Here is a 26,631-nt window from a genome sequence, read left to right as displayed (position 1 = left end):
AACCCAAGGGCGGATCTCCGGGTGATGATTTAGAGCCTTTCCTGGTTAGATTGAAGCATTCTGTTGGCTCAAGCGGAGTCGGATGGTCGACCGACCGGCGCGCGTCGTAGCCCAGCCCCACGGCCAAGCCGGCCGGTCGATCAGCCGGCCCGTTTCAGCCAACCCTCCCGCAGATTTGCTCGGCAAATCTGCAAGACTCCAGAATCGCCGGACGCACTTATCGCTTAGCCACGGCGAAGCGGTGCGGCCGGTGGGCCGGGCATCTCTAGCCAGGACCAGAGGCGATCGGTCGGACGTATCTTGGGGTATGAACATCGCCAATCGCCTTTGCCCTGACGAAAACCTGCTCCGGCAGAATGCTTCAATCTAACCAGGAAAGGCTCTAACGGGCGCTCAGGCCCGAAAGAATGAGACGGAGACCGAGGCCGCCCATGACGGCGCCGGCGGCCCGGTCAATCCAGCTCTTGGCAGCCAGATAGAAGCGCCGCGGACGGCGAGCGGAAAAGGCGAGCGCCACGATCGAATACCATCCCGCTTCCACCGCGAAGACACCGAGCGGCAAGGCAACGATCAGGTCGAGCGGGACCGTCCTCGGAAGAAGCGCGGCAAACAGGCTGGCATAGACGATGATCGTCTTCGGGTTGCTGAGCTGGGTCAGCAGGGCCGTCATGAAGCTGCGCGTCGGCGCGCGGCGGCCATTGACGGTGTCGGACACCGCGAGCGGCTGCGCAGCACCTCTCCAGATATTGACGGCGATATAGAGGAGATAGGCCCCTCCCGCGACCTTGAGCAGCAGATAGAGCCATTCAAACTGCGACAGCAGCGCCGTCAGCCCGGCGAGTGCCAGCGCCGCAAAAACGACGCCGCCGGCACCCATGCCGAGCGCGGCCGCAAGGCCATCGAAACGCGACCGCGAAATGGCGATCCTCGAGACGACGACGAAGCTCGGGCCGGGGCTTACCGCGCCGACGGCCAGAGCCGCCATGATGCTGATGAAAATTCCAATCGAAGACATCGAAGCTTTCTCCGGGAATGTGCGAGCGCCAGGGCAGGTACACGCGGGCGCCCGATGGCCGCCGATCTCTTTTACCAGCGGTTCCCGCGCCGGTCACGTAAGATTTGACGGCTTGGAAACCGTCAGAACTTGTCCGCCACCTGGATGCCGGCCGGACCGAGGATAACTGCAATCAGCACGGGCAGGAAGAACAGGATCATCGGCACCGTCAGTTTCGGCGGCAGGGCGGCCGCCTTCTTTTCCGCTTCGTTCATGCGCTCGTCGCGCCCTTCCTGAGCGAGAACGCGCAGCGCCTGGGCAACCGGCGTGCCGTAGCGATCGGCCTGGATCAGCGCCTGGGTCACCGAACGCACCAATTCGATCTGCGTGCGTGTGGCAAGGTTTTCGAGCGCCACCCGGCGATCCGGCAGGAAGGAGAGCTCTGCCGTCGTCAGGACCATCTCCTCGGCAAGCGGCGGCGACTGCTCGCCAAGCTCCTCCGACACGCGGCGCATCGCCGCCTCGATCGAAATGCCGGATTCGACGCAGATCAGCATCAGGTCCAGCGCATCCGGCCAGGCGCGCTTGATCGAATGCTGACGCTTGCCCATGCGGTTGGAGATATAGATGTTGGGCGCGTAGAAACCGACATAACCGATGCCGATGACGGCAAAGAGGCGGATGGGCATGCCCCTTTCGGCGAGGTTTCCGAGGCCGAAGACCCAGAGGGCGGCAAGCGCCAGGAAGAGGAAGGGCAGCAGGAAGCGCGCGACGAGGAAGGTATTCAGCGCATTCTCCGAGCGGAAACCGGCGGCACGCAGCTTGTTGACCGTATTTTCGTCGACGAGCGCCTGACGCAGGTTGAACCGCTCGACAATCTGGCGGACCGAGCGGTTGTTCTGGCTGCGGAGCGACGCCTTGCCGGCGCCCGGGTCGGCATTCATGCGGGCGCGTTCGCGGGCGCGGATCTGCTCGCGCTCGGTCGAAACGGCCTTCATGCGCTTGGTGAGATCACCGCGCTCGAAAAACGGGATGGCGATCGTATAGAAAGTGGCGAAGACGGCGATCGCGACGAAGACGGCGATCAGCATGCCCGGGTTGGTCAGCGTTGCGGCGAGGTCCTGCGACATGGTGCTTCCTTCCGCTAGATATCAAAATTGACCATGTTGCGCATGACGAAGATGCCGATCGACATCCAGATCGCCGAGACACCCATGATGAAATGGCCGCGCGGATCGGTAAAAAGGATCATCATGTAGTTCGGCGAGGTGAGGTAAACGAGGGTCGCGACGATGAAAGGCAGCGCGCCGATGATGACGGCCGACGCCTTGGCTTCCATCGACAGCGCCGACACCTTGGCCTTCATCTTCCGGCGCTCGCGCAGCACCTTGGAGAGGTTACCAATCGCTTCCGACAGATTGCCGCCCGCCTGCGACTGGATGGCGATGACGATTGCGAAGAAGTTGACTTCCTGGAGCGGCATGTGGAGCGTCATGCGGGCGCAAGCGTCGGGAATGCTGAGGCCCACCTGCTGCGCCTCGATGACCCGCCGGAACTCACTCTTGACCGGCTCGGTGCCTTCAGTACCGATCAGGCGGATCGCATCGTTGAGCGGCAGGCCTGATTTGATCGAGCGGGTGATGACGTCGAGCGCATTGGGCAGCTCGTTGAGGAATTTGTTCTGGCGGCGTTTGATCAGGAAGCCGAGAACCCAGCGCGGCAGGCCCAGACCGGCGACGACGGCGACACCGGCCATGACCAGCAGGGATGCGCCGAGGACGAAAGCCACAAGCACCAGAACCGAGGCGAAGATAGCGCTGAAGAGATAGAACTGCGACAAGCTGGCCGTCAGGCCGGCCTGCACCAAACGCGATTTGGTCGACAGGGTCTTCCTGGTCTTTTCGTTCTGGCGCTTTTCGAGGTCCTTCAGATTGTCCTGCACCGATTTGCGCCGCTTCGACATTTCCTGCACGCGATCGCGGGCGGCCTTGACCTTAACCCGGTCGACCTCTGCCGATTTCACGCGATTGATGCGGCTTGCCGATTTCTTGTCGGCCTCGATCCGGGAAAACATCAGGGCATAGGCGACCGCCGCCGCGGAAACTGCGGCGAGGACGACGATTGCCAAGACTATCGGATCGAACGCGAACATCAGCCTAATCCTTGGTTTTCGCTTCCATCGCGTCGAGGGCGGCAGCCAAGCGCTTTTCCTCGTTGAAATAGCGAGCCCGATCCCAGAAATGCGGTTTGCCGACGCCGGTCGACATGTGCCGGCCGATCAGTCGACCGCCGGCGTCTTCGCCTTCGATCTCGTAGCGCATCAGATCCTGGGTGATGATGACATCGCCTTCCATGCCGATCACCTCGGTGATCTGAGTGATGCGGCGCGAACCGTCGCGCAGGCGCGCCGCCTGGATGATGACGTCAACCGAGGTGGAGATGATCTCGCGCACCGTCTTTGCCGGCAGCGTGAAGCCACCCATGGCGATCATCGATTCGATACGGCTCAGGCATTCGCGCGGGGTGTTGGCGTGGATCGTGCCCATCGAGCCGTCGTGACCGGTGTTCATCGCCTGCAGCAGGTCGAAAACCTCGGGTCCGCGCACTTCGCCAACGATGATGCGCTCGGGACGCATACGCAGGCAATTCTTGACGAGATCGCGCATGGTGATCTCGCCCTCGCCTTCGATATTCGGCGGACGCGTTTCCAGACGCACGACATGCGGCTGCTGCAGCTGCAGTTCGGCCGTGTCCTCGCAGGTGATGACGCGTTCATCGCGGTCGATATAATTGGTCAGGCAGTTCAGGAGGGTCGTTTTACCCGAGCCCGTGCCACCTGAAATGATGACGTTGCAGCGCACCCGCCCGATGATCTGCAGCACGGTCGCGCCTTCCGGCGTGATCGCGCCGAAACGGACGAGCTGATCGAGCGTCAGCTTGTCCTTTTTGAACTTGCGGATGGTGAGCGCCGGCCCATCGATCGACAGCGGCGGCGCGATGACGTTGACGCGCGAACCATCGGGCAGGCGCGCATCGCAGATCGGGCTCGATTCATCGACGCGGCGGCCGACCTGGCTGACAATGCGCTGGCAGATGGAAAGAAGCTGGGCGTTGTCGCGAAACCGGATTTCCGATTCGATGGTCTTGCCGCCGACTTCGATGAAGGTCTGGCCGGCGCCGTTGACCATGATGTCGGCGATGTCGTCGCGCGCCAGCAAGGGCTCGAGCGGACCGTAGCCCAAAACGTCATTGCAGATATCTTCGAGCAGTTCCTCCTGCTCGGAGATCGACATCGCGAAATTCTTGATGGTGATGATGTCGTTGACGATGTCGCGGATTTCCTCGCGCGCGCTTTCGCCATCGAGCTTGGAAAGCTGCGAGAGATCGATCGTGTCGATCAGCGCAGAAAAGACCTGCTGTTTGGTGTCGTAATATTCGTCGGTGCGGACCGGCCGCTTGCGCGGCGGCGCCTGCATCGGCGGCGGCGTCACCTGCTGGCGCTGGTTCTCGCGCGCGGGTTCGACCAGAATGGAAGGAGAGGAAGCCACGGGCGCGGGCGCGGCCGGCGGCGGGGGAGCGATCGCGCCTCCAGCCTTTCCGAAACCTTCGTTTCCGCGTTTTCCAAACATGCTGCTTGATCCAATCTGCTCGTTCTAGTCGTCTATTTTCGCTTCAGAAGGCCCAGCAGGCCGCCCTTCTTCGCCTTCCTGATCGCGACCCGGCCGGTGACGATGTGCGATATCTGCGAAAAGGTTTCAGCCGTCGGCGACCGGGGATCGACTTCCGAGATCATCCGGCCGCTGTTGGCGGCGTTGCCGAAGAGATTGATGTCGAAGGGGATGATCGCGATCGGATCGATCTCCAGCGGCTCACAGAAATCCGACGGCGAGATCTCGGGACGTTTCGGCATGCCGACCTGATTGAGGATGAGATGCGGCGGCTTGTCATTCGGCCGCATCTTGCGCAGCGCATCCAGCAAGTTTTTGGTGTTCCGCAGGTTGGCAAGATCGGGAACCGCCGCGATGACCACCTCGTCGACGCTCGCCAGCACCGAGCGGGTCCATTCCGACCATGCATGCGGAACATCGAGCACGGTGACCGGGGCGCTGCGCTGCAGGACGTCGAGCACCGGCTGGAAAGCCTGGCCGTCGAAATCATAGGCGCGGTCGAGCAGCGAGGGGGCTGCGAGCAGCGACAGATGCTCGGAACACTTCGTCAGCAGGCGGTCGAGAAAGACCTCGTCGAGTCGGTCGGGCGCGAAGACCGCTTCGGCGATGCCCTGGGCCGGATCCTGGTCGAAGTCGATATTCGCCGTGCCATAGGGCAGGTCGAGGTCGGCGAGGATCGTCTCGGTGGAGAAGAGATTGGAAATGCCGAAAGCGCAATTATGGGCGATGGTCGAAGCGCCGGTGCCGCCCTTCGAGCCGATGAAGGCGATGCTGCGGCCGAGGGGCTCAGCTTCCGGATCGACGAAGATCGAGGCCATCGCCGCAAGAATATCGGGCATGGCGACGGGCTGGACCATATATTCGGAAATGCCGTTGCGGATCAGCTCGCGATACAGTCCGATATCGTTGTAGTAGCCGACGATGACGACCTTGGTCGTCGGATCGCAGACGGCGGCGAGCGGAGCGAGTTCGGCAAGCAGGCTTCCGACATTCGCCTTGGTCTCGAGGATGATGAGGTTCGGCGTCGGCGCGCCGGAAAACATATTGGCGGCAGCGGCGATACCGCCGCTGGTGATGCGCAGGCTCACCTTCGCCATGCGCCGGTCATTGGCGCAACGTTCCATGACATGCTGCAGGGTCTCGCTCTCGCAGAAGGCGTGGACCGAGATGCGCGGCAGCGGCCGCATGGTTTCCAGATCCGCCATGCGTACCGCCTCTTCGGCATGACGAAGCTCGCTGGGATTCTTGATCTCGTATTCGATGGCGCTCATCATCCCGTCTCGCCTCAGAAGCTGCTGTCGCTGCCGGCGACATCCTCGATCGTCGATGTCGTCGTTCGGTATTCCTGGATCGCGTTGTTGCGCCGCTGCGCGTCGATCGGCGTCATTCCGCGAGGCGCCACCAGATCCTCCGGATTGGCGATCTGGGCGGCGAGGTTGTTCTGCGTGGCGCAGCCGAAATTATAGTAATTCTGGTTGGCGAAATCGTTCGAGATATCCTTCGGCCACTGACCGCACTGCGTGGTGATCGCGGTCGTGCCGGTGAAGCTCAGGCGGATCGGCGCCGCATCGCCAGCGCCGGCAGCGGCATAGGAGGTATTGATGATTTTCGAGCTGGCGATCCCTCTCGACGCCAATTCCGCCCGAACCTGATTGCGCAGCTGATGGGCCGCCGCCGAGTTCGGCGAGCCTTCCGGCGACAATACATAGACCGGGCCGGAGGCGCGGGAGATATAGTTTGCAGCAAAGCCGCGAATGAGATCGCGCTGGGCGATGGTCAGGCGCCGATCGGTGGAGGCCACTGGAATATCCACCGTCTGCTCGGCCTCGGTGACGATGATCGGGTGGCGGGCACGGTAATCATCCGGAATGCCGCCGGTTGTCAGCTGGTCGTGCGGGCCGGCGCATCCGGAAAGGATCGCCATCGAAACGGCGGCCGTGACGAAAACCGCCCTGGAGATTTTAGGCCGGCGTGTCGACGAATTCATGGAGGCCATCGCCTGATCTCTGTTCTGTGCCATTGCTGCCGATGCCCCTCCGCTCATTTGTAGATAAACCCGATCGAGCCGTGGAACTGAGCATCCGCGACGGGTGCCTCGCGGCGGCCATAAACCTTGTTGACACGGTTGAGGAAGAAGGTCGCACCGTCGTTCTCGGGGCTGAAATTGTCATCCGGCCGATTGAGCTGATTGCGCGCCACCGGACGCACCAGATAGGGCGTCGCGATGATGACGAGCTCGGTTTCCTGACGCTCGAAGCCCTTCTGGCGAAACAGCGTTCCGAGCAGCGGGATCTTCGAGACGCCGGGCGTCCCCCCCATCGTCTGGGAAACATTGTCGCGGATGAGGCCGGCGAGCGCGATCGAGCCGCCCGAGGGCAGTTCCACCGAGGTCTCTGCCGAACGGCGCTGATAGGTGGCGTTGCCGCTGCCGGCGACCGGCTCGGAGACGTTCGTCTTGATCTCCAGGCTGATGCGGCCCGACGACAGCACGACCGGCTTGAAGGCAAGGTTGATACCGTAATTGAACGGTACGACCGTGACGTTGCCGTCATTGTCGGTCGTCGAATAGAGCTGCTGACCACCGGAATTGAAGGTCGCTGCCTGGCCCGAGATCGCCGTCAATGTCGGCTCGGCCAGGGTCCTGACGACCTTGGCCTGTTCCAATGCGTTGAGATAGGTGGAGATATCGTATTTGCCGATCGAGCTCTTGAAGAGAGCCGCCAGGCCGCCGCCAACCGTCGCCGTCGCGCTGTCGGCGCTCGGAGTGCCGAGCTGGGCAACAGTCATGCCGGAGGAATTGGATATCAGGTTGTCGAAGCCGAGCTGCTTCAGGACCTCACGACGGACCTCGGCGATCGTTACCTTGAGGGTAACCTGGTCCTCGCCTTCGATCTTCAGCAGATTGACGACCTGGGACGTCTGCCGGCCTTCGGCAAACAGTGCTACCGCGCTGTCGCCGCCGGTGCCGGACGCCGTCTCTGTTCGCGTTGTCGCCTCGCCGCCCTTCAGGAAGACCTGGGCCAGATCGGCAGCCTGCGTGGCGTCCTGCGGCGTGCGCACGGTGCCGGTCAGGACGATGTTGTCGGAGACGATTTCGACGTTGATATTGGAGTCGGGAATGAAGCGGCGGAGATTGGCCTCGAGACCCGAGACGTCGCGTTCGATCTCGATATCGAGGTTGATGATCTCCTGCCCGCCGGCGCCGAAGACAAATATATTGGTCTGTCCAACCTTCTTGCCGAACAGATAGATGCGACGCGACGTCCGGGTCACGGCATCGGCCATGCTTGGATCAGACACGAGAATATCATGCGCATCCTCCGGCAGATCGACGACGACGGCCTTGTTCAGACCGAGCTTCAGCCGGCGGTGGGCGTCGGGGCCGGTCTGCGCAATGCGGATAAGGTTTCCAGAATCGGCACGCGCTTCATCAACGGCGAGAAGCGGCCCGAAAGAGGCCGGCGCCATGCCCGTGACGCTGATTGCAAGCGAAAGGCTGCCTGTCAGGAGAAGCTTGGCGCGCCGCGTTGAATTGCCCATTTGCACGTCCCTTTACTCCGGCTTCGGCGCTGCGCCGGCATCCGTTACGATGGAGCCCGACTTGATGACCTGAATGATCGCGCTGCCGTTGTCGCCGCTCAGCAGATAGTCGGCGGCGCTGGTGTCCTGCTCCTGGGCATCGGCGACCGAGCGCAAGGCGAGCGACAGCCGGTCGGCCATCTGTTGAGCGACGGCGAGAACCTTGGTCTGATCGGGCGTAAGCTCGAGCGTAGCGGTCGTTCCCACAACCGACTTCGAACCATCGTCCTTTTCCTGGATCTGCTGGTCGATGGCCAGAACGCGGACATTGCTCAGCACCGTCTCGGTGATGAGCTTGTTGGCCTCGGTGCCCTTACGGACCATGATGACGTCGACGCGGTCGTTCGGCAGGATGAAGCCGCCGGCGCCAGTTGCCACGGAGATCTCGGTCGCAACGGCGCGTTTGCCGGCCGGCAACAGCGATGACAGGATACGGCTGCTGGAATCGGCAACCTTTTCCGGTCGGATCGGCTCACCTTCGAAGATTGGCAGGCGCACGACGGCGCCCTGCAGGTCCTTGATCGCATCCGGCTTGTCGGCCTCGGTGATGAGGCCTGGGACAACGCCGCCCTGCGGCCAGGCCATCCAGTGAACCGAGCCCTCTTCCAGCCGTTGGCCGACCGCCAGGTTGCCGCTGGAGACGAGGACGTTGACGGTGGGTTCCTTCTCGATGACCGACTGCACCTGGGTGACGACACTGCCACTGCCGGCCATTTGCATCGCCAGAAAGCCGGCGAGGCCGGCTGCCACCAGGGCAACGGCTAAGATAATCAGGCGGGCCGGTTTCATCGATCATTCCTCAAGGCACGATACGTTCGCCCTGCAGAATGCTCAGCAATTGGTATAATTATGGTTAATGGAACGCTTACATTTTAAGTTAACGGGCATTTAAAATGCCGCTATTTCAGGCTTTCCAGCGCGGCGATAAAAATCGGCGAGGACGGGAAGGCCATGAAGCCGCCGATCGCGATCGCGATGCCGTAAGGGATCTTCTTGGCAATCAGCACCGAGTTCGGGACCGGTAGGCCAATCGCGAGGATGGTGTTCGACTGTGCCCTTACCAGCAGGATGAGCAAGGTGATGAGACCGCCGACCGCCGCCACGTCGGCCATCAGCAGGGCAAGCGACTGGTTCAGGCCGAACCAGAGCGCGGTGGCGCTCAATAGCTTGGCGTCTCCGCCGCCCATCACGTTGAAGGCAAAAAGCCCGAAACAGGCGGCAAGCACGATAGCGCCAGCGGCAAGGTGCATGCCGATTGCCTGCAGGCCAAAGCCCGAGAACGGCGCCAGCACCAGGAACGAGCCGATAAGAATCAGGGAAACGCGGTTCGGAATCGTCATGGTGAGAAGATCCGAGAAGGCCGCCATGGCGAGGCAGAGTGGCAGAATGACAAAGACTGCAGCTGCGATCATGCATATTCCCGATCATCGTAAGATATGAAAAGGCTCACGGCCGTGCAGCGCGTGAGCCCGCTCGATAGACCGGCCAGAGCAGATCCGGCCAGAAAGAGGGAGATGCCGCCTCGCGGCACCTCGCTTAGTTGGCCGCCGAAGTGGCGCCGTCCATCTTGGTGCTCAGGCCGTTGAACGTGTTGCCGATCTTGGAACCGAGGCTCGTTGCGCCGGTGATGAGCGCGACGGAAATGAGGGCGGCGATCAGGCCGTATTCGATTGCGGTCGCGCCGGATTCGTCCTTCAGAAAACGGCTAAAAAGCTTGGTCATGGTTACTCCTAACTCCAGTTGATGTTCAGCACGTCCGCCAACTGTTGCCGTTGATCGGATTACTGCAATCTAGTGAATGGGCGTTTCCATCGGCTTAAGAAAAAGAGTTAACGGGATGTGAAGGCAGTAAGAGGCCGCTGTAGGGTAAGTATAACCTTATTCAATCCTCTCAATATTTAACGATATTGCTGGGTTAACGACAGGTTTCATCTAAAAATAGCACAGCCGCCGTACCCAACTGGGACGTGCACCGCCCGGAGCGCGTGCCAAATCGGATCATCCTGCTCCACCTCGAAACACCATGGTGAGTTTAAAGCTTCATTCACCATTTTTTTCCATTCTATGCGCCTGTTGCGCTGTGATCGTGAAAGAGGACCAAATGTCATCGAACGGCAAAACCGCTTTCTTTGCCGGCATGATCGCCGTTTTCGGTGTTTCGGGAATTTCCGCGGCCGCAGACGATGACATGCTGCGCGTCTATATGGATCACGCGCGCGTGTTGAAGCTCGACCGCCCCGTCAGCAAGGTGATCGTGGGCAATGCCAAGGTCGCCGATGCGACCGTGGCCGATGCCAAGACGATCGTGCTGACAGGACGCAGCTTCGGCACCACCAATCTCGTTCTGCTGGACGCCGACGGCAACGCCATTCTCGACGAGCGCATCCTGGTCTCGATCGACGAGGGCAACACGGTACGCGTCTACCGGCAGACAGAGCGCTCGGTGCTGTCCTGCACGCCGAACTGCGAGCAGCACGCGCAGCAGGCCGCCGACAGTACCACGTCGCCCTGATCGGCCGGCTGGGATCTTCGCCGGTCGTTAAAATCGTCGTATCGGACTGAAACGGAAAATCAACGAACGGCCCCTAGTGTGGCATGCAGATGTCGCTCGGGTCCAGGCAATGACGGTAGTTGATCAAAAGACGGATGGGGAGCGCGCCTTCGCGCCGTTCCGTTTCTCCCGGTTTCGCGCTGCCGCCCGATCGCGCGACGGTGCAGCGGCGATCGAATTCGCTCTGCTTGCCATTCCCTACTTCGTCGTGATCTTCGCGATCCTCGAAACCTTCATAGCCTTCGCCGCCGAAGAACTCGTCTCCAATGCCGTCGATACGATGAGCCGGCGGATGCGGACCGGGCAGATTACCTACAATCTCGGCCGTACGACGGATATGACCCAGACCCAATTCCGTCAGGCCTTCTGCGACGAGATCGCGATCCTGATCAGCTGCTCGGCAACCGAAGCGGCCACGCCGAGCAAGCTCTATCTCGATGTGCAGACCTTCGCCACCTTCTCGGCCATTCCGACGACAATCCCCAAGCTCTCGAGCGACAGATATTCCGACCTCAACACGGCCGCCATCAAATATTCGCCCGGCGCCGCCGGCTCGATCAACATGGTGCGCGCCTACTATCGCTGGGAAATCATCACGGATCTGGTCCGGCCTTACATCACGACGATCCGTCCCTCCGACGGTTCGATGCCAACGCAATATCTGATTATCGCGACCGCAGCCTTCCAGAACGAGCAGTATCCATAATGGCATTGCGCAACCCGTTCACCAGACTGGCACTGACGGCGCGGCGGCTGATCCGGGAGCGCAAGGGAGCCGGCGCGATCGAGTTTGCGATCCTCTTCCCCGTGCTGGTCATGCTCTATATCGGCGCTTTCGAGATCACGATCGGCCTCAGCGTCTCCAAGCGCGCGACCCGTGCCGCCAGTTCGATCGCCGATCTTGTCACCCAGCAACAATCGATCACGAAGAGCACACTCACGGAGATGCGGTCGGTCGCAACCGCGATCTTCGTGCCCTACAACTCGACCTCGCTGACGCTGAAGATCACCGGGATTACCGTTGACGCCAGTGCCAATGCCAAGGTGCTCTGGTCCTGGGCGCAGGACGGGAGTGCGCCCTATGCCAAAAACACCGCGGTCAGCGGCATACCCGCGGACATGAAGACGGCCAACAGCTTCCTCGTCCGCACCGAGCTCAGCATTCCCTATACGATGTTCCTGTTCGCGCCGAATTTCATGCCGGACGGCATGCGCACGATCACCATCAGCCGCAGCTATTTCTACCGCCAGCGACAGGGCGAATCGATCCCCTGCGGCGACTGCTGACGCCCCTTCCCGATCTCGAATTTGCCAAGCCGGGCGCGGCATTATATGCCTGGGCCGCAAACCGCTTCCGAGATCCCGGAGGTCGGCGATCGGTCCTTTCGGGGGTAAAATGGCGCGTGCCTTTCTTTTCGTTCTCGATTCCTTTGGCGTTGGCGGCGCGCCGGATGCGGCCGCCTATGGCGACGAAGGCGCCGATACGCTCGGCCATATCGCCGAATTCTGTGCCGCCGGAGCCGGAGATCGCGCCGGGCTGCGCAGCGGACCGCTCTGCCTGCCGAATATGTCCGAGCTTGGGCTGATGCATATCGCGCACGCGGCCTCCGGTCAGTTTCCGGCCGGTATGCCTCTGCCTGAGAAGGTCTACGGCGTTTATGGGACCGCCAACGAAATCTCCCGCGGCAAGGATACGCCCTCGGGCCATTGGGAGATCGCGGGAACCCCGGTCAATTTCGACTGGGGTTATTTCCCGACGGAGGGCGACGCCTTCCCGCCGGAACTGATAGAGGCCCTGTGCAGAGACGGCGATGTGCCCGGCATTCTCGGCAACTGCCATGCATCAGGAACTGAAATCATCGCCCGGCTCGGCGAAGAGCATATCCGCACCGGCAAGCCGATTTGCTACACTTCTTCGGATTCAGTCTTCCAGGTCGCCGCACACGAAGCGCATTTCGGCCTTGATCGGCTGCTCACCTTCTGCCAGATCGCCCGCGGGCTGCTCGATCCCTACAATATCGGCCGCGTCATCGCCAGGCCCTTCATCGGCCAGTCGGCTTCCACCTTCCAGCGTACCGGAAACCGGCGCGACTTCTCGGTGCTGCCGCCGGAGCCGACATTGCTCGACAGGCTCGTCCAGCAAGGCCGGCACGTGCATGCCGTCGGGAAGATCGGCGATATCTTCGCCCATCAGGGCATATCGAGGGTCATCAAGGCGACAGGCAACGAGGCGCTAATGGATGCGTCGCTGTCGGCGATCGACGCGGCGAACGACGGCGATCTCGTCTTCACCAATTTCGTCGATTTCGACATGAATTACGGCCATCGCCGTGATGTGCCGGGTTATGCCGCAGCCCTCGAAGCCTTCGATGCGCGCCTGCCCGAGGTTCACAAGAAGCTGAAGCCCGGCGACCTCGTCGTGCTCACCGCCGATCACGGCTGCGATCCGACCTGGCGCGGCACAGACCATACGCGCGAACGCGTGCCTGTCATCGCCTATGGCCCCGGCATCCGGTCGCGTTCGATCGGAGTGCGCCGCACCTATGCCGATATCGGCGAAAGCATTGCGCGTCATCTCGGCATTCCGGCCGGACCGCATGGAAGGAGTTTTCTGTGACATCCCATTTGAAGAAGGTCGAGCTGCACTGCCATCTGGAGGGTGCGGCACCGCCGGCTTTGACCGAGGCGCAGGCGCGGAAATACGGCATCGACATCAGCGGGGCGCTTCGCGACGGCGCCTATGTCTGGCATGATTTCGCAAGTTTCCTCGAATGCTACGACACGGTTTCAGAGGTCTACAAGACCGAGGAGGACTATGCGCTTCTGACCGAAACCTACCTTGATGAACTCGCCACCATCAACGCGATCTACAGCGAACTCATTGTGTCACCCGATCACGGCAAACGCATCGGGCTTGGTGCCGACGCCTATATATCGGGTGTCTGCGAAGGCATTCGGCGCGCCAAGGAAAAGAGCGGCATCGAGGCCCGGCTGATCGTCACCGGCGAACGGCATTTCGGCCCCGAGAGCGTGATCGCTGCAGCCGAATATGCGGCAAAGGCCGGCAATCCCTTGATCACAGGCTTCAACCTGGCCGGCGAAGAGCGCATGGGCCGCGTGGCCGACTATGCCCGCGCCTTCGACGTCGCCCGCGATGCCGGCCTGGGGCTCACCATCCATGCCGGCGAAGTCTGCGGCGCCTTCAGCGTCGCCGATGCGCTCGATGCGGTTCGCCCCGCGCGCATCGGCCATGGCGTGCGCGCCATCGAAGATCTCGACCTGGTGAAGCGGCTTGCCGATCTCGGCACCGTGCTCGAGATCTGCCCCGGCTCCAATATCGCACTGCGGGTCTTTCCCGATTTCGCTTCGCATCCGCTGCGCCGGCTGAAGGAAGCGGGGGTGCCGGTGACGATCAGCTCGGATGATCCGCCTTTCTTCCATACGTCGCTCGAGCGGGAATATGCGCTGGCCGCTGAAGCTTTCGGCTTCGGCGATGCGGAGATCGACGCCATGACGCGCACCGCGATCGAAGCAGCCTTCGTCGACGAGGAGACGCGGAAGGCGCTGCTCACCCGCCTGTAAGGCTGGAGCCTTTCTTCACCAGGAAAGGCTCCGGAGATTGGGGAAGATCGGCGCAAATTCGGCTCAACCCTTGCGGTCGAGCCGATTTCCGTGAAAGAAACAGTCGACAGAAAGAATGAAAGGCTTCCCCATGGACGGCGTCACGGTCATCGATCACCCGCTTGTGCAGCACAAGCTCACCATTATGCGGCGCAAGGAGACATCGACGGGAAGTTTCCGCCGCCTGCTGCGCGAAATCTCCACGCTGCTCTGTTACGAGGTGACTCGCGATCTCGAGCTGACGATGGAGACGATCGAGACGCCGCTGCAGACGATCGAGTCTCCGATCCTTGAAGGCAAGAAGCTTGTCTTCGCCTCGATCCTGCGCGCCGGCAACGGGCTGCTCGAGGGCATGCTCGATCTCGTGCCTTCCGCCCGCGTCTCCCATATCGGCGTCTACCGCGATCACGAAACGCTGCAGCCGGTCGAATATTACTTCAAAGCGCCGGAAGATGTGGCCGAGCGCCTGATCATCGTCGTCGACCCGATGCTGGCGACCGGCAACTCCTCGATTGCGGCGATCGACAAGCTGAAGGAACGCGGCGCCCACAATATCCGCTTCCTCTGCCTGCTAGCCGCCCCGGAAGGCATCCGCAATTTCCGCGCCGCGCATCCCGACGTTCCCGTCTTCACGGCTGCAATCGACAGCCACCTGAACGAGAAGGGCTATATCGTGCCCGGCCTCGGCGACGCCGGCGACCGCATGTACGGCACCAAGTAATTTCAGCCTTCCTTTACCAAATCGAAAGAGTTTTACGGCCGGCGGTTCGCCCCGGGCCGTTTTCCTGCCGATATTAGCAACTTATCAGCACTTGCGGCCTAGCAGTATGGAAGCATGAGGCCCCGCATGAAGCGGGGTTTATACAGGAAGGATTTCTGTTTCATGCTCGTGCGTACCGTCATATTCGCCAGCATCGTCGCGGTGCTCGCCACACAGGTGCCGTCCTTCTTCGCCGGCACCGACCAACAGCCCGCCGGCACTCCTTCCGCCAATTACATCTCGAGCGAAAGCGGCATGCCCGCCGCCCCCGCATCCATCTCCGGCAGCAATGTGATCCGTCTGCAGGCAGATGCGCAGGGCCACTATACCGGTAATTTCAAGATCAACGGCAAGCCGGTGCAAGGCCTGATCGATACCGGCGCCACCTATGTCGCGCTCAACGAAACGCTCGCGCGCCGGATGGGCTTCACAGCCAACCAGCTCAATTTCCGCTATGGTGTCAACACCGCGAACGGCCAGACCAAGGCCGCGCATGTGACACTCGACCGGATCGAAATCGGCGGCATCCGGGTCCGGGATATCGAAGCCTTCGTCCTCAAGGACGAAGCGCTGACGACAACGCTGGTCGGCATGAGCTTCCTGAAGAAGCTCGCCTCCTATTCCGTCGCTGACGGCTCCCTCAGCCTCAAGCAGTAGACTGCGTCAGACAAGACCTGCAATGACGGGGTTCAGCGCCGGCTCGTCCTCGGTGATGCGGTAGTGCGCGGCAAGTGCTGCGGCTGCCCTCTCCGCCGCGGCTTCGTCGGCGGCGTGAACGAGGGCGATCGGCTCGCCGGCATTTACGCGGGTGCCAAGCGGCAGAAGTTCGGAGAAGCCGACGCGGTGATCGATCCGATCGGCGGGATGGCGTCTTCCGCCGCCGAGATCGATGACACTGACACCGATGCCGCGGGCGTCGCAGGCGGCAAGCCAGCCGGACCGGGCAGCTGTGACACGCTTTTCGACCGGGGCTCGAGCCAGGTATCTGTCCGGGTTTTCGATGAGATCGGCCGGGCCGCCGAGCATGGATACCATGCGCGCAAAAACCTCGGCCGCCTTCCCCGACGACAGGGCCCGGCGCGCCATTGCCTCGCCCTCATCCGGCGAAGCGGCAATGCCCGATTTCTCCAGCATCTCGGCGGCAAAGGCAAGAACGACAGTCTCGAGCCGAGTATTTCCTTTCCTGCCCGCCAGGAAATCCAGGCAGTTGCGCATCTCGACGGCGTTGCCGGCGCTATCGGCGAGCGGCTCGTTCATGTCGGTGATCAGTGCCGAAGTCTTCACGCCCGCGCCATTCGCCACCTCGACCAGCGACCGTGCCAACATTTCCGCCTGCTCGCGGTCGGCCATGAAGGCACCGTTGCCGAGCTTGACATCGAGCACCAGCGTCTGAAGACCGGCGGCAAGTTTTTTGGAGAGGATCGAGGCCGTGATCAAGGGAATGGAATCGACGGTGGCCGTCACATCGCGCACGGCATAGAGCCTGCCGTCGGCCGGCGCCAAGGCGCCGGTCTGGCCGATGATGGCACATCCTGCCTGTTTGACCGCTCGGTGAAACAGATCCGCATCCGGGGCGATCATATAGCCGGGAATGGATTCGAGCTTATCGAGCGTGCCGCCGGTATGGCCGAGGCCGCGGCCTGATATCATCGGAACGGCAAGGCCGCACGCGGCGGCGATCGGCGCCAGCATCAGTGAAACGTTGTCGCCGACGCCTCCGGTCGAATGTTTGTCGGCAATCGGACGGTCGATATCAGCCCATTGCAGCCGATCGCCGGAATCGGCCATCGCCAGCGTCAAGGCCACGATTTCCTCGCGCGACATGCCCTTGAACCAGACGGCCATGGCAAAGGCGCCGATCTGGCCCTCGGACAATCGACCGGCGGCAAGCGCATCGATGAAAGATCGGATATCGGCGGCATCAAGTTCGCCGCCGTCGCGTTTACGCCGGATGATCTCCTGCGGGATCATCTCAATAGCCCGACGCCGCCGCTGATGCTGGCTGCGCCCCGCTTAGAACCGCCAGTATGTCGTCAAGCAGGCCGGAAGCGCCGAAACGGAAGGTCGAGGGCATCGCCCAATCCGGCGCCATGATGGTTTCGGCAAGGCTGAGATAGAGCGCCGCATCGGCCACCGAGCCGATGCCGCCAGCCGGCTTGAAGCCGACCTTGCGACCACTTTCGCGAATGGCCCGGATCATGATGTCGGCGGCCTCGAGCGTCGCGTTGACGGCGACCTTGCCTGTCGAGGTCTTGATGAAGTCCGCGCCGGCTTCAATGGCAAGTTCGGAGGCACGGCGGATCAATGCCGCCTCCTTCAATTCACCGGTCTCGATGATGACCTTCAGCAGAACGGGGCTGGTGCATTCGGCGCGCACCGCCTTGACCATGTCGGTCACCGCCTTCTCGTTGCCCGATATGAACCTGCGATAGGGAATCACCAGATCGATCTCATCGGCGCCGTCGGCAATCGCCTCGCGGCTTTCGGCGGCGACATCGGCCACTTCCATCTCTCCCGCCGGGAAATTGACCACGGTCGCGATCCGCACGGCATGGCCGGTGCCGAGGATATTGCGGGCCTGGGCGACGAAGCGCGGCCAGATGCAGATCGCGGCGCTGTTGCCATAGGGCGTCTGGGCCCGGGCGCAGAGCGCTTCGATCTGCGCCTCGGTACAATCGTCCTTCAGATTGGTGAGATCGAGAAGGGAAAGGGCGACAGCCGCCGTTTCCCGGATGGAATGACTATTCATTTTCACTTCCTCTAGAGCATGATGCCGAAAAGTGTGAGCGGTTTTCGGACGACATCATGCTCTCACTATTTAATGTAGAACAGGATTCAGATTTTAGGCCGACCCGGCCTAAAATCATCCTGTTCCGGCCGCAATCATCTCTTTCAGTATGGCGGCGAGACGGGCGCCGCCGATGGGCGCCATGTCCTTGGTTTCTTCGTGGCTGAGTTCATTGCCGGTCATGCCTGCTCCATAGTTGGTGATAACGGAGGCGGCCGCAACCCTCAGGCCCAGCATTCTTGCGATGATCACCTCGGGCACCGTCGACATGCCGACCGCATCGGCACCGAGGATGCGCGCCATACGGATCTCGGCCGGCGTTTCGAAGCTTGGACCGGAGAACCACATATAGACACCCTGCGCCAGCGCGATCTTGAGCTTTGCCGCAGCCTTCTGCATCGCGCTGGCAAGACCGGCATCATAGGCATTGGTCATGCCGACGAAACGGAGATCGCTTTCCTCGCCGATCAGCGGGTTCATGCCGGAATAGTTGATATGGTCGGTGATCTGCATCACCGAACCGGGCGGCATGTCCTCGCGCAGCGATCCTGCCGAATTGGTCAGGATCAGCGCCTCGACGCCGAGCGCCTTCAAAACCTCGATCGGCAGGCGCATCGCATTGGCATCACCCTTCTCATAATAATGGACGCGACCGGAGAGCATGACGACAGGCACGCCGCCGAGCCGGCCGGCAACGACTTCGCCCGCATGCCCGGAGACGGCGCTGACGGGAAAGCCCGGCAGGTCGCGATAGGGAATACGCACGGCGCCGTCCAACTGGCCAACGAGGGAGCCGAGGCCGGAGCCGAGCACGATGCCATGGCGCGGCTTGATCGCGCCGAGCAATGCGGCGAGCAGTTCGACCGTCGCCTTCATCCGAGTTCGGTCTCGAAGCTGAAAGGAAGAAGCTCTTCCATCGTCATGGTCTTCTGCACGCCGGCCTCATCGCAGAGATAGATCTTCGTGTCCTTGGAAGCGAATTCGGAGATCTTCTGACGGCAGCCGCCGCAGGGCGGGCAGAGCGGCAGTTTTTCGGCAATGACCGCCAATTCGACGATCTTTCGGGCGCCACCCATGATCATGGCGCTGATTGCAGTCGGCTCGGCGCACCATCCTTGCGGAAAGGAGAGGTTTTCGATGTTGGCACCGGTATAGACCTTGCCGTCCTCGGCGCGGATCGCCGCCCCGACGGGGAATTTCGAATAGGGCGCATGGGCAAAGGCCATGGCGCCGCGGGCGGCTTCGAACAAGTCATGAGACATGATCAACGCTCCTTCGTATAGGGCACGCCGCCGGCCTTCGGTGGGGTCGCGACGCCGATGAAGCCGGCAAGCAGAATGCAGGTGAGGACATAGGGCAATGCCTGGAAGATCTGCACCGGCACTTCGCCGAGCAGCGGCACCTGCTTGCCCTGCATGAAGTTCGCCAGTGCGTCGAGGAAGCCGAAGAGCAGGCAGGCGAGCATCACCGGCACCGGTTTCCACTTGGCGAAGACCAGAGCGGCGAGCGCGATGTAGCCCTTGCCCGCCGACATGTCCTTGATGAAGGCGGCGGACTGGGCAATCGCGAGATAGGTGCCGGAGAAGCCGCAAAGAATGCCGGCGCACATGACGGCGCGGTAGCGTAGCCAGGTGACCGAGATGCCGGCGGTATCGACTGCGCCCGGGTTTTCGCCAACGGCGCGCATCCGCAGGCCGAAACGCGTGCGGTAAAGCACCCACCAGGAGAAGGGCACGGCGAGGAAGGCGAGATACGTCAGGATATTATTGCCCGAAATGACACCGGCATAGAGCGGACCGATGATCGGCACATCACGGATGGCGTCGGCGCCCGGCAGGATGATCGGCGCGAAGCGCGCTTCCGGTGACAGCTGCGGCGTGCGACCGCCCTGGCCGAACCAAGCCTGCCCGAGGACGATGGTGATGCCGGCGATGAAGAAGTTGATCGCCACGCCCGAGACGATCTGATTGCCGCGATTGGTGATCGAGGCGAAGCCGTGCACGAGGCTGAGCGCCACCGAACAGACGATGCCGGCGCCGAGCCCCAGCCAAGCCGAACCGGTGAGATAGGCGACGCAGGCGGCGGCGAAGGCCGAACCGAGCATCTTGCCTTCGAGACCAATATCGAAAACGCCCGCGCGCTCGGAAAACAGGCCAGCCAGCGCCGTGAAAATCAGCGGAATGGAGAGCCGGACCGTCGAACTGAGGACGTTGATGAAGATTTCGTAGTAATCCATCGTCCGCTCCTCAGGCTCGCTGGAACTGCTGGTAGATGTGCACCATTGCCGGCCGGAACATGTATTCCAGCGCGCCGGCGAACAGGATCACCAGACCCTGGATGACGAGGATCATCTCACGGGTGATGTTCGGCATCTCGAAGGAGATCCAGTCGCCGCCCTGGTAGAGGGTGCCGAACAGGATCGCCGCCAGGATGATGCCGAGCGGATGGTTGCGGCCCATCAGCGAGACCGCAATGCCGACGAAGCCGGCGCCGCCGACGAACTCGACCTGCAGACGGGCGGAAGAGCCCATGACGGGATTGAGCGCCATCATGCCGGCGAGCGCACCGGAGAGAAGCATGGCGATGATGACGATCCGCGCATAGGGAATGCCGGCATAGGCGGCGGCCGTCGAGCTCACGCCTAGCGTACGCATTTCGAAGCCGAGCTTGGTGCGCCAGATGAGGATCCAGACAAACCACGCGGCCAGAAGCGCGATGATGAACGAGACGTTGAAGGGAGCCGCACCGAGCTTCGCGCCGAACATCGACATGGCCCAGCCGAGCTTCGGAAGCTGACCGCCTTCTAGGAAGGTGCGGGTTTCCGGCGCCATCTTGCCGGGCACAATCAGCACGTGCACCAGCAGATAGACCATAAGGGCGGCGGCGATATAGTTGAACATGATCGTCGTGATAACGATGTGGCTACCGCGCTTGGCCTGAAGGAAAGCGGGGATAAAGGCCCAGGCTGCGCCAAAGATGCCGGCCCCGACGATGGCGAGCGGCATCGTCACGTACCAGGGCACGTATTTGTCGAGCGCCAGCGCCACCAGCGCGCAGCCAAGGCCGCCGATATAGGCTTGGCCTTCGGAGCCGATATTGAAGAGACCGGCATGGATCGCCACCGCGACGGAAAGGCCGGTGAAGATGAAGCTCGTCGCATAATAGAGGGTGAAGCCTATGCCTTCGCCACTGCCGAATGCACCTTCGATCAACAGCGAAAGGGCAGCAAGCGGGCTTTCGCCGATCAGCCAGACGACGAAGCCCGAGATCAGGAAGGCGACAATGAGGTTCAAAAGCGGGATCAGGCCGTAGTTGATCCAGTTTGGCAACGGAACGGAAGCAGTGCTCATAAGGGCCTCACGCGGCAATGCCGGCCATCATCAGGCCGAGGGTCTGTTCACCGGCATCGGGCGTCTTCTCGCCGACGATGTTGCCGGCAAACATGACAAGGATACGGTCTGAGAGGGCGCGGATTTCGTCGAGTTCGACGGAGACGAGCAGGATCGCCTTGCCCGCATCGCGCATTTCGATGATCCGGCGGTGAATGAATTCGATGGCGCCGATATCGACGCCGCGCGTCGGCTGGCCGATGATCAGCATCTTCGGGTCGCGCTCGATCTCGCGGGCGACGACGATCTTCTGCTGGTTGCCCCCGGAAAAGTTTGCCGTCTTCAGCCGCGGATTCGGCGGGCGGATGTCGTATTTTTCGATCTTTTCCATCGCATCCTTGCGGAGCGCCTCGAGATCGAGCAGCGGGCCCTTGCTATAGCCCGGGCGGCGGTGATAGCCGAGCACGGAATTTTCGTACTCCTCGAATTTCAGCACCAGGCCCATGTGATGACGGTCCTCGGGAATATGGGCAAGGCCGAGATCGCGCAGTCGAGCCGGATCGGCCTTGTCGATCGTCTGGCCGTCGAGAAGGATTTCGCCGGAGGCGGGCTTGCGGATACCGGCAATCGCCTCGAGCAATTCGGACTGGCCGTTGCCGGCAACGCCGGCAATGCCGACGATTTCGCCGGCGCGGACATCGAAGGAGACGTTGTCCACCATGATAACGCCGCGATTGTCCTTGACCGTGAGGTTGCGGACGGAGAGCACGGCCGCCCCCGGGTGTGCCTCACCCTTCTGGACGCGCAGCAGCACGCGCCGGCCGACCATCAGTTCGGCAAGCTCTTCCACCGTCGTTTCCGCCGTCTTGCGGGTCGCGACCATCTCACCGCGGCGCATGACCGAGACCGTATCGGTGATCGCCATGATTTCGCGCAGCTTGTGGGTGATGAGGATGATCGTCTTGCCCTGGTCGCGCAGCACCTTGAGGATGCGGAAGAGGTGATCGGCCTCGGCTGGTGTCAGCACGCCGGTCGGCTCGTCGAGGATCAGAATCTCGGCGCCGCGATACATGGCTTTCAAGATTTCGACGCGCTGCTGCAGGCCGACCGGAAGCTGCTCGATCAGCGCATCCGGATTGACCTCGAGGCCGTATTCCGTTTCCAGCCGCTTCAGCTCGGCACGCGCCGATGCGACGCCCCTTGCCAGTAGCGAGCCGCCTTCGGCGCCGAGCATGATGTTTTCGAGCACGGTGAAATTATCGACCAGCATGAAATGCTGGTGCACCATGCCGATGCCGGCGGCGATTGCTGCCTGGCTGTCGCGGATGATGACGGGACTGCCGTTGACGCGGATTTCGCCGCTGTCGGCATGGTAGAAACCGTAGATGATCGACATCAGCGTCGATTTGCCGGCGCCGTTTTCGCCGATGATGCCGTGGATCGTCCCCTTGGCAACGGTGAGGTTGATGTCCTTGTTGGCATGGACGGCACCGAATTTCTTATCGATGCCGACAAGCTCGATGGCGGGCTTATCTGTCACAGCAGGCTCCAAATAAGAAAAGGGCGTATGGCGAAAATCCCCTCCGCCATACGCCCGATCTCAATCGTCGATTACATCAGGGCGCGGATCACTTCGGGCAAGCGTTGTCCGTGGTGTAATCGTGAACCTTGACGGTTCCGGCAATGATATCGGCCTTGGCCTTGTCGACGGCAGCCTGCATTTCCGGCGTGATCAGCGACTTGTTGTTGTCGTCGATCGCAGCGCCGACGCCATCTTCCTTGACGCCGAGCGCCTGAACGCCGCCGGTGAACTTGTCGTTCTTGGTGTCGGTGTAAGCGTTGTAGACGGCGAGGTCGACACGCTTGACCATCGAGGTCAGGACCGAACCCGGATGCAGATGGTTCTGGTTGGAGTCTACACCGATCGACAGCTTCTTGTTGTCGGCGGCGGTCTGCAAAACGCCGAGACCGGTGGCGCCGGCTGCCGCGTAAATGACGTCGGCGCCCTGATCGATCTGGTTCTTGGTGAGCTCACCGCCGCGAACCGGATCGTTCCAGGCCGCACCGGTGGTGCCGGTCATGTTCTGGAATACCTGGATATCGGCCTTGGCGGCGCGGGCGCCCTGCTCATAGCCGCATTCGAATTTGCGGATCAGCGGAATGTCCATGCCGCCGACGAATCCGACCTTGCCGGTCTTGGAGGCCATGCCGGCGAGGATGCCGACGAGATAGGAGCCTTCTTCTTCCTTGTAGACGACCGAACGGACGTTCGGCTTGTCGACGACGGAATCGACGATGATGAACTTGGTGTCGGGGAATTCGGCTGCGACCTTCTCGATGGCCGAAGTCCAGGCGAAGGAAACGGCGACCACGGGGTTGAAGCCGCGGCTTGCGAAATTGCGGATGGCCTGTTCGCCCTGGGTGTCGCCCGTCGGCTCGAAGTCGCGATAGGCAATGCCGGTCTCGGCCTTGAACTTCTCGGCGCCGTTATAAGCCGCTTCGTTGAAAGACTTATCGAACTTCCCGCCAGTGCCGTAGACCAGCGCCGGCTTGACATCGGCGGCAAGCGCCGTCGTCGACATGGCAGCCACGGCAAGAAGAGTGAGAAGGGATTTTTTCATGAGTTGCAGCCCTGTTGTTGCTATTTGTTTGGGGTCCTCCCGCAAGCCCTTTACGGACATGTCTGCGGAACCACCGACCTCCCCCCGGAGGCCTGGCTGCGCGCATCCTTGCATGGCTCACGGAAAAATTCACCAGAAATTTTTCAGGTGGTAAAGATTTGCAGCGATTGCTGAAAATCAGTTCTCCCCGGCTGATTTTTGGACATTTTCATCGACGGGGATGCAGATTTTTTAGCCGATCCGCGGGCCGTCCCTGAAACCGGGCCCTAAACCGGGCAAGGCCAAATGCCGCCGTTCTTTTGCCGGATCGCACCGGCTCGAACACCTTCGCTATGCGATGAATCGGCCGGAGACCTGCGGCTTCTTGTAGCCGATCATCCAAAGAAGCAGGGCGATCACCAGAAAGACCGCAAAGGCCGGCTGGAGCATCAGCCACTGGAAGATGAAGGCATAGAAACGCGGGTGTATATAGTAGGAAAGCGCCGATTGCAGCGAGGTCAGCGTATCCGGGCTCACATCCTGCCAGGCGTCGGACATCGGCGTCATGACAACGGTGGATGCCGCAACCGACTGGATCGAATCGATGGTCCCGGCAATAACGGCCGCCGCAAGCGCGACAAGACTGGCCAGACGCAACAGGAAACGCATCAATTCCTCCGACGCTTCGATATACCGGACAATTCCGGCGGACCCGCGCCATTTTCAACCTTGAGAATTACATAGTCATCAATGGGGTGAAGCACAACGGACGGGCGCAGGCGAGTTTTATCGGAAGAAGTCAAAAAACTGTTAGATTTGGGTTGATCGGCAAAAATTCATCGGTATATATCGCGCCGTTCCGACGATTTGCTCCTCTCCGGGCGCGAACGCCAAAGGACAGGTGGCCGAGTGGTTTAAGGCGCACGCCTGGAACGCGTGTGTACGTGAAAGCGTACCGAGGGTTCGAATCCCTCCCTGTCCGCCATGTTTCGTCGATCTTGCGTCATAGTGCGGTACTCTGTGCGGCGGTGCGAAAATACCTCTGCCACAGGTCTACAAAGACGGTCCAGCCATCCTCTCGACAGGGAACCATCGCGGCCTCTCATGTCGCTCGTTTCGATTGGATTCACGCGTACCTGGATATTCTCAAGAGCGCCGTAGCAGGGCGCGTCCGATCGGCTTCGGATTCTCGCTGCGCAACACAAGAGATGTGGTCACGGCGCCAAAACGTGCGATCGTATCGACGATGGTTTCCAATTCTCCCGGAGACGGAACCAGCACCTTCACGAGGAAACAATCCTCTCCGGTAAGGCGCAATACTTCCATGACTTGCGGCATCTCGGCAAACTGTTTCAGGCAAGCCTTGATATGTTCATGTGTCGTGCGCAGGCGAAGCACCGCCATCATTCCAATGCCCAGGGCCGCGGGGTCGATGCGGGCGGAATAACCGACAATGATGCCGCGGTCTTCCAGCCTCTTGACCCGCTCCGATGCCGCCGGCTGGGAGAGCCCGACCCGTCGACCGAGTTCCGAAATCGCAATGCGGCCATTTTCCTGCATCGCCTCGATAATCGCGACATCGGTTGGATCGAGCAACATGCGATTGTTTTCCTGCAAAGCCATGGGATCACCTTGAAATCATCGGAGAAGGATGCGGCTTTCCGATGATCATTCATTCCGATGCAAATGAAAATGCATCATTTTCACCTGCACGAATGATCAGAGGAAAACGCATGAAAGACATCATCACGTTGCCAGGCATTGGCGGTTCTGGCGACGATCATTGGCAGACCCGCTGGGAAATATCGCGCCCGGAAATGCGGCGTTTCCAGCCAAGCGATTGGGATAGGCCCGACTTGGCGGACTGGATTTCGGCCATTGATCGCGCCGTCGGCGCATCGGCAACACCGCCCCTGCTGGTCGCCCACAGCCTAGCCTGTCTGGCGGTTGCGCATTGGCAGCAGCTTTCATCGCTTGCCGTTGCCGGAGCCTTTCTCGTGGCGGTCCCGGATCCGCAGTCCGCGTCATTTCCCGAGGAGGCGGCGGGCTTCGGCAATCCGCCATCGCAAAAGATGCGTTTCCCCACTCTGATTGTCGCAAGCGCCAATGATCCTTTCGGCACACTAGACCATGCCCGGGCGCGAGCCAATCGCTGGGGTAGCGGCTTTGTGGAGATCGGTGCTTTCGGCCATATCAACGGGCAAAGCGGCCTTGAGGAATGGAGCCAGGGCAAGGCTTTGTTGACGGCCTTCTCAGCCGGATTGGCAAAATCTGATCAGGCGTGATCTGGCCGAAACGGGCTTTGCGGTGGCGGATGTTTAGACACCAGACGATTCCGGAATTTTTACCATGCCGCTTCACCGGGTCTTTGCACGTGACGCGGTATGCTCTGGAAAATTAAAAACCAGAGGTAAAACAGGTGGAAGAACTTTCGGTGAAGTCGAAGATCATCAAATCCGTCTATTTCAGCCAGGAAGATGGACGGCTCAGGATTTGCTTCAAGAATGGCGAGGAGCGGCTGTTCGAAGGGGTTCCCTCGTCGGAAGCCCATGCGATGACAGCGGCAGCGTCTCCCGGCCATTATTACCTCGACCGGATCCGGACCCGGTTTCGCCGACTGGCTGCCTGAACCGTCGAGGCATGCCGCAGACGACCTGCCGGATCGTGTGGAATCGGTACAGATCCGGTGGATGTTAACCGGCTGTTCACCGTCCGTATCATCTTGGTTGGATCGGCCTGGC

29 protein-coding genes and 1 tRNA gene are annotated in these 26,631 nt (G+C 61.3%); 10 read left to right on the top strand and 20 right to left on the bottom strand.

The features are described from left to right. Positions 1 to 382: 382 nt before the first annotated feature. The 10 genes from J2J99_RS01275 to J2J99_RS01230 form a co-directional block, all read right to left on the bottom strand. The gene (locus J2J99_RS01275) at positions 383 to 1,015 is read right to left on the bottom strand and encodes a LysE family translocator (RefSeq protein ID WP_168295552.1); all 633 of its coding nucleotides are present in this window, start codon (positions 1,013 to 1,015) and stop codon (positions 383 to 385) included. A 122-nt stretch (positions 1,016 to 1,137) separates the two neighbouring features. Beyond that, on the bottom strand, positions 1,138 to 2,124 hold the full coding sequence (locus tag J2J99_RS01270) for a type II secretion system F family protein (RefSeq protein WP_168295555.1): 987 nt from the start codon (positions 2,122 to 2,124) through the stop codon (positions 1,138 to 1,140). A 14-nt stretch (positions 2,125 to 2,138) separates the two neighbouring features. Beyond that, positions 2,139 to 3,146, bottom strand: a complete 1,008-nt coding sequence (locus J2J99_RS01265; RefSeq protein WP_168295557.1) for a type II secretion system F family protein — start codon at positions 3,144 to 3,146, stop codon at positions 2,139 to 2,141. A gap of 4 nt (positions 3,147 to 3,150) precedes the next feature. Then, the gene (locus J2J99_RS01260) at positions 3,151 to 4,623 is read right to left on the bottom strand and encodes a TadA family conjugal transfer-associated ATPase (RefSeq protein ID WP_168295559.1); all 1,473 of its coding nucleotides are present in this window, start codon (positions 4,621 to 4,623) and stop codon (positions 3,151 to 3,153) included. 32 nt (positions 4,624 to 4,655) lie between these two features. Next, entirely contained in the window at positions 4,656 to 5,933 is a 1,278-nt protein-coding gene (locus J2J99_RS01255) for a CpaE/TadZ family protein (RefSeq protein ID WP_168295817.1), read from the bottom strand. Positions 5,934 to 5,947: 14 nt separating this feature from the next. Then, positions 5,948 to 6,706 (bottom strand): CpaD family pilus assembly protein, encoded by a 759-nt coding sequence (locus J2J99_RS01250; protein WP_168295561.1) that lies wholly within the window; start codon positions 6,704 to 6,706, stop codon positions 5,948 to 5,950. Continuing rightward, complete coding sequence (locus J2J99_RS01245; RefSeq protein ID WP_168295563.1) at positions 6,703 to 8,202, bottom strand: type II and III secretion system protein family protein; 1,500 nt, start codon at positions 8,200 to 8,202, stop codon at positions 6,703 to 6,705. Before J2J99_RS01245 ends, J2J99_RS01250 begins: the two co-directional genes overlap by 4 nt. 12 nt (positions 8,203 to 8,214) lie before the next feature. After that, positions 8,215 to 9,030 carry a Flp pilus assembly protein CpaB gene (cpaB, locus tag J2J99_RS01240; RefSeq protein WP_168295565.1) on the bottom strand — a complete coding sequence of 272 codons (816 nt, stop codon included), beginning with the start codon at positions 9,028 to 9,030 and terminating at the stop codon, positions 8,215 to 8,217. Positions 9,031 to 9,140: 110 nt separating this feature from the next. Then, positions 9,141 to 9,653 (bottom strand): A24 family peptidase, encoded by a 513-nt coding sequence (locus tag J2J99_RS01235; protein WP_168295567.1) that lies wholly within the window; start codon positions 9,651 to 9,653, stop codon positions 9,141 to 9,143. A 124-nt stretch (positions 9,654 to 9,777) separates the two neighbouring features. Further along, complete coding sequence (locus J2J99_RS01230) at positions 9,778 to 9,963, bottom strand: Flp family type IVb pilin (RefSeq protein ID WP_004668696.1); 186 nt, start codon at positions 9,961 to 9,963, stop codon at positions 9,778 to 9,780. Positions 9,964 to 10,342: 379 nt separating this feature from the next. Between J2J99_RS01230 and J2J99_RS01225 the strand changes: the two genes are divergently transcribed. The 7 genes from J2J99_RS01225 to J2J99_RS01195 all read left to right on the top strand — a co-directional run bounded on the left by J2J99_RS01225 (position 10,343) and on the right by J2J99_RS01195 (position 15,830). Continuing rightward, on the top strand, positions 10,343 to 10,753 hold the full coding sequence (locus J2J99_RS01225; RefSeq protein WP_168295569.1) for a pilus assembly protein N-terminal domain-containing protein: 411 nt from the start codon (positions 10,343 to 10,345) through the stop codon (positions 10,751 to 10,753). A gap of 109 nt (positions 10,754 to 10,862) precedes the next feature. Continuing rightward, the gene (locus J2J99_RS01220; protein WP_168295571.1) at positions 10,863 to 11,498 is read left to right on the top strand and encodes a TadE/TadG family type IV pilus assembly protein; all 636 of its coding nucleotides are present in this window, start codon (positions 10,863 to 10,865) and stop codon (positions 11,496 to 11,498) included. Next, entirely contained in the window at positions 11,498 to 12,079 is a 582-nt protein-coding gene (locus tag J2J99_RS01215; RefSeq protein ID WP_168295573.1) for a TadE/TadG family type IV pilus assembly protein, read from the top strand. Before J2J99_RS01220 ends, J2J99_RS01215 begins: the two co-directional genes overlap by 1 nt. Before the next feature lie 109 nt (positions 12,080 to 12,188). Continuing rightward, a complete protein-coding gene (locus J2J99_RS01210) occupies positions 12,189 to 13,409 on the top strand; it encodes a phosphopentomutase (protein WP_168295575.1) in 1,221 nt (406 codons plus the stop codon). Continuing rightward, positions 13,406 to 14,374, top strand: coding sequence for an adenosine deaminase (locus J2J99_RS01205; protein ID WP_168295576.1), 969 nt, complete (start codon positions 13,406 to 13,408; stop codon positions 14,372 to 14,374). Before J2J99_RS01210 ends, J2J99_RS01205 begins: the two co-directional genes overlap by 4 nt. 130 nt (positions 14,375 to 14,504) lie before the next feature. Continuing rightward, the gene (upp, locus tag J2J99_RS01200) at positions 14,505 to 15,134 is read left to right on the top strand and encodes a uracil phosphoribosyltransferase (protein WP_004674949.1); all 630 of its coding nucleotides are present in this window, start codon (positions 14,505 to 14,507) and stop codon (positions 15,132 to 15,134) included. 126 nt (positions 15,135 to 15,260) lie between these two features. Continuing rightward, on the top strand, positions 15,261 to 15,830 hold the full coding sequence (locus J2J99_RS01195) for a TIGR02281 family clan AA aspartic protease (protein ID WP_168295578.1): 570 nt from the start codon (positions 15,261 to 15,263) through the stop codon (positions 15,828 to 15,830). A 6-nt stretch (positions 15,831 to 15,836) separates the two neighbouring features. Here the strand turns inward: J2J99_RS01195 and deoA are convergent, their stop codons facing one another. From deoA to J2J99_RS01150, 9 genes are all read right to left on the bottom strand, one after another. Next, positions 15,837 to 17,144, bottom strand: a complete 1,308-nt coding sequence (deoA, locus tag J2J99_RS01190; RefSeq protein WP_168295580.1) for a thymidine phosphorylase — start codon at positions 17,142 to 17,144, stop codon at positions 15,837 to 15,839. Between the two features lies 1 nt (position 17,145). Next, a complete protein-coding gene (gene deoC, locus J2J99_RS01185; protein ID WP_168295581.1) occupies positions 17,146 to 17,922 on the bottom strand; it encodes a deoxyribose-phosphate aldolase in 777 nt (258 codons plus the stop codon). A gap of 114 nt (positions 17,923 to 18,036) precedes the next feature. Continuing rightward, entirely contained in the window at positions 18,037 to 18,837 is an 801-nt protein-coding gene (locus J2J99_RS01180) for a purine-nucleoside phosphorylase (protein WP_168295582.1), read from the bottom strand. Next, positions 18,834 to 19,223 carry a cytidine deaminase gene (locus J2J99_RS01175; RefSeq protein ID WP_168295583.1) on the bottom strand — a complete coding sequence of 130 codons (390 nt, stop codon included), beginning with the start codon at positions 19,221 to 19,223 and terminating at the stop codon, positions 18,834 to 18,836. The genes J2J99_RS01180 and J2J99_RS01175 overlap by 4 nt, the downstream gene beginning before the upstream one ends. Before the next feature lie 2 nt (positions 19,224 to 19,225). Continuing rightward, complete coding sequence (locus tag J2J99_RS01170; protein WP_168295584.1) at positions 19,226 to 20,197, bottom strand: ABC transporter permease; 972 nt, start codon at positions 20,195 to 20,197, stop codon at positions 19,226 to 19,228. Between the two features lie 10 nt (positions 20,198 to 20,207). Then, on the bottom strand, positions 20,208 to 21,311 hold the full coding sequence (locus tag J2J99_RS01165; RefSeq protein WP_168295585.1) for an ABC transporter permease: 1,104 nt from the start codon (positions 21,309 to 21,311) through the stop codon (positions 20,208 to 20,210). 7 nt (positions 21,312 to 21,318) lie between these two features. Continuing rightward, the gene (locus J2J99_RS01160) at positions 21,319 to 22,830 is read right to left on the bottom strand and encodes an ABC transporter ATP-binding protein (protein WP_168295586.1); all 1,512 of its coding nucleotides are present in this window, start codon (positions 22,828 to 22,830) and stop codon (positions 21,319 to 21,321) included. Positions 22,831 to 22,918: 88 nt separating this feature from the next. After that, complete coding sequence (locus tag J2J99_RS01155; protein ID WP_168295587.1) at positions 22,919 to 23,911, bottom strand: BMP family lipoprotein; 993 nt, start codon at positions 23,909 to 23,911, stop codon at positions 22,919 to 22,921. A 330-nt stretch (positions 23,912 to 24,241) separates the two neighbouring features. Further along, positions 24,242 to 24,559: a hypothetical protein gene (locus J2J99_RS01150; RefSeq protein WP_168295589.1), complete on the bottom strand. Its 318-nt coding sequence runs from the start codon at positions 24,557 to 24,559 to the stop codon at positions 24,242 to 24,244. Positions 24,560 to 24,785: 226 nt separating this feature from the next. On the opposite strand from J2J99_RS01150, the gene J2J99_RS01145 reads away from it, so the two are divergent. Next, a tRNA-Ser gene (locus J2J99_RS01145) sits at positions 24,786 to 24,875 on the top strand. Positions 24,876 to 25,036: 161 nt separating this feature from the next. On the opposite strand, the gene J2J99_RS01140 is transcribed toward J2J99_RS01145, so the two are convergent. Beyond that, positions 25,037 to 25,513: an Lrp/AsnC family transcriptional regulator gene (locus J2J99_RS01140; RefSeq protein WP_168295591.1), complete on the bottom strand. Its 477-nt coding sequence runs from the start codon at positions 25,511 to 25,513 to the stop codon at positions 25,037 to 25,039. Between the two features lie 41 nt (positions 25,514 to 25,554). On the opposite strand from J2J99_RS01140, the gene J2J99_RS01135 reads away from it, so the two are divergent. Both J2J99_RS01135 and J2J99_RS01130 read left to right on the top strand, forming a co-directional pair. Then, on the top strand, positions 25,555 to 26,175 hold the full coding sequence (locus J2J99_RS01135) for an RBBP9/YdeN family alpha/beta hydrolase (protein ID WP_168295594.1): 621 nt from the start codon (positions 25,555 to 25,557) through the stop codon (positions 26,173 to 26,175). A 134-nt stretch (positions 26,176 to 26,309) separates the two neighbouring features. Beyond that, positions 26,310 to 26,519: a KTSC domain-containing protein gene (locus tag J2J99_RS01130; protein WP_085857800.1), complete on the top strand. Its 210-nt coding sequence runs from the start codon at positions 26,310 to 26,312 to the stop codon at positions 26,517 to 26,519. Positions 26,520 to 26,631: the final 112 nt, after the last annotated feature.

The sequence above is a fragment of the Rhizobium binae genome (assembly GCF_017357225.1).
Classification (GTDB): domain Bacteria; phylum Pseudomonadota; class Alphaproteobacteria; order Rhizobiales; family Rhizobiaceae; genus Rhizobium; species Rhizobium binae.
The sequence above is the reverse complement of the archived record's forward strand: the minus strand, read 5'-3'. Positions and strand labels throughout refer to the sequence as shown.